General features: G+C 36.5%; 3 protein-coding genes. 2 read left to right on the top strand and 1 reads right to left on the bottom strand.

Going from position 1 to position 2,811, the window contains the following annotated elements; genetic code table 11:
* Positions 1–344 precede the first annotated feature (344 nt).
* On the bottom strand, positions 345–875 hold the full coding sequence (gene infC, locus F6K27_RS32805; protein ID WP_124146363.1) for a translation initiation factor IF-3: 531 nt from the start codon (positions 873–875) through the stop codon (positions 345–347).
* 496 nt (positions 876–1,371) lie between these two features.
* Here infC and F6K27_RS32800 point away from each other — a divergent pair, with 496 nt between their 5' ends.
* Both F6K27_RS32800 and F6K27_RS32795 read left to right on the top strand, forming a co-directional pair.
* On the top strand, positions 1,372–2,322 hold the full coding sequence (locus F6K27_RS32800; RefSeq protein ID WP_287280132.1) for an alpha/beta fold hydrolase: 951 nt from the start codon (positions 1,372–1,374) through the stop codon (positions 2,320–2,322).
* A gap of 235 nt (positions 2,323–2,557) precedes the next feature.
* Entirely contained in the window at positions 2,558–2,689 is a 132-nt protein-coding gene (locus F6K27_RS32795; protein WP_287280130.1) for a helix-turn-helix domain-containing protein, read from the top strand.
* Positions 2,690–2,811 lie beyond the last annotated feature (122 nt).

Raw genomic sequence — 2,811 nt, 5'->3', positions numbered from 1 at the left:
CTTGAATCTCACCCATAGGACATGACACTATCGAACAACGGTTATTTGACACCTGGTTTGGTTCAACCAGTCCAAGGGTTGACCAAGAGCATAATTCCAATGCCTTTGTAATAGTTATAGCCAATAATCAATGTTGACTGACTGTTCACAAGTGGGCTTAATTTTGTAGCAATCAGTAATTATTATAATTTTCCTACTACTCTTTAGTGCTATATTTGAACAGCAATTGACACCTGTTTAATTTACCAGAGGCTATTCACATCCCGTTATAATCTAATCTGCGATTTAACGGGAGACCCCTTGGCAAATCAAGTTGGAGTTATCAATGTCATGACTATCCCACTTTACTTTTTAGGAGATAACAACATCATCATACTGCGTCCCTCTCTCTTGGGAGCTTGTTGAACCTCTGCTAAATCTTTTAGATCTTCTTTCATCCGCATCAATAATGCTTCTGCAAGATTACTGTGCTGTATTTCCCGGCCTCGGAACATAATAGTGGCCTTAACCTTATCACCTGATTCGAGAAAACGCTTTGCATGAGATAAGCGAACATTATAGTCATGCTCCTCAATTTTATAGCGCATTTTCACTTCCTTAACTTCTGCGTTATGTTGCTTCTTTTTTGCCTCTTGTGCTTTCTTTTTCTGCTCAAACACATACTTCCCATGGTCCATGATCCTACAAACCGGTGGGTCAGCTTTATCACTGACCATAACCAGGTCTAGTTCCTTTTCTCTGGCCATTTGCAACGCTTCTTCTGTATCCATAATTCCCAACTGAGAGCCATCTGCGTCAATGGCTCTGATTTTAGGAACTCGAATATTGTTGTTAACTTGAGGGAGATTACGATTATTTCTTTTTTCGATTGGCATTAATTGGAATATTTAAAACGATTGTTTAGAGGGACATTTATACTAAATCAGGCTACACTTTTTAGATAGATCCTTTTTTTGATGCTATCCCTAGTTGAAGCGCCGGAGATTTTTATGATCAAGGGTTTTTACGCTTCCCAGCTATTTTCGGTAAAGCATCAAGACTTAGTATTCTACATTTTGCCTGTTTCTAACCTCATATAGATTTGAGGATTTGATGTTACATACTAGTTTATAGAGAACAGAATATTTGCTAATTTAGCAATATCTATCTAAATTGAATTTTAATTTTGGAATGTTGTTTTTAACATAAATAGTCTAGCTTATAGACAATAATAATATCACGAATGAAGGCTTTTATGCAAGTTTATTAGTTTGACAATGATACTGGGCACTCAACTCTCTAACGATCATAGATAGATAATTAATGATGCTGATGCTAAAGTAATGTGTCTGGCACTTTGCAAATCTTAATATTTAGGAATTCTTTAATTATATGGTGGGCAATACTACTAGCAACTGGCAAAAAAAAATAGGTAGTCAAAGAGACTGGGTATGGCGAGGGTGGCAAATTCGTTATACTTACGTTCGATGCCAAAATAACCACGAAACTTTAGAAGGCCATAACTTAGAAAACCCCCCTATTTTACTGCTACATGGTTTTGGAGCATCAATAGGCCATTGGCAACATAATATAAATGTACTCAGCCAAAAACATACAGTTTATGCACTAGATTTAGTAGGTTTTGGTGCTTCTGAAAAAGCGATCGCCAACTACGATGTTAGTTTTTGGGTAGAGCAAGTGTATGAATTTTGGCAGACTTTCATTCAAGTACCAGTAATATTAGTTGGTAACTCTATTGGTTCATTAGTTTCTCTAGTAGCGACTGCAAACTATCCAAATATAGTTGCATTGCTGATAATGATTAGTTTACCCGATCCGGCAGCTCAGGCCGAAGCAATTCCAGCTTGGTTATTACCTACTGTTGAATTAATTCAAAATATTGTTGCGTCTCCGGTTTTATTGAGAGCTGTGTTCTCTGTGGTTCGTAGACCTTCAGTTATTCGTCGTTGGATCAAAATTGCCTATACTAATCCCGACCGGATCACGGAAGAACTTGTAGATATATTAGCAGGACCGCCAAGCGATCGCGGTGCTACCCGTGCTTTTTGTATATTATTTAAGATTATGGGTAGTACAAAGTTAGGTCCTAGTGTGAAAGCTTTACTTCCTACTCTAGAAACTCCTATGTTATTGATTTGGGGTAAGCAAGATTTATTAATTCCTGCTAAATTTGCTAATCCCAGTCAGTTTATTCAGCTTAACCCCCGTTTAAAATTAACAGAAATTGATAATGCTGGCCATTGTCCCCATGATGAATGTCCCGAAATAGTTAATGATTTAATTCTTGATTGGATTGCTCAACAAAAACAACAATATACATAAGCTAGAAAATAATAATACAAATTTATTTTGCAATTATAGCGATCTCCGAATGAGCGATCGGACATTAAAAAAAATTACAGCACTTTTGAGGAAGCGTGAGGTACAGTTATAAGATTATTTATTCCTATATTTCCAACAATATTTAATACAATTATTTATCAAAAATAAGTTCTACTTAAATGATCAGCGAACTTTCGTGTTATACTATTGCGTATATCAAAATAGTTGAAAAACCATGTTTGTTGGTACTACTGAAGCAGCTTCTCTATTAAGTATTTCTGCTCAAAGAGTCCGAGTTTTGCTCCAAGAAGGTCGAATTCAAGGAGCTAGAAAGATTAATGGTCGCACTTGGGTGATTCCTTTATAGAACCCCTAAACGGATCTTTGTGAGAGAGTATAATGGATAGAAAATGCCATACTCAAGTAGCTTGACAGACAGCGAGTGGGCTTTAATTGAACCACTGCTGCCCAAAAAAAAAAGAACTAAAC

Source organism: Okeania sp. SIO2F5 (assembly GCF_010692685.1).
Lineage (GTDB): Bacteria > Cyanobacteriota > Cyanobacteriia > Cyanobacteriales > Microcoleaceae > Okeania > Okeania hirsuta.
The sequence above is the reverse complement of the archived record's forward strand: the minus strand, read 5'-3'. Positions and strand labels throughout refer to the sequence as shown.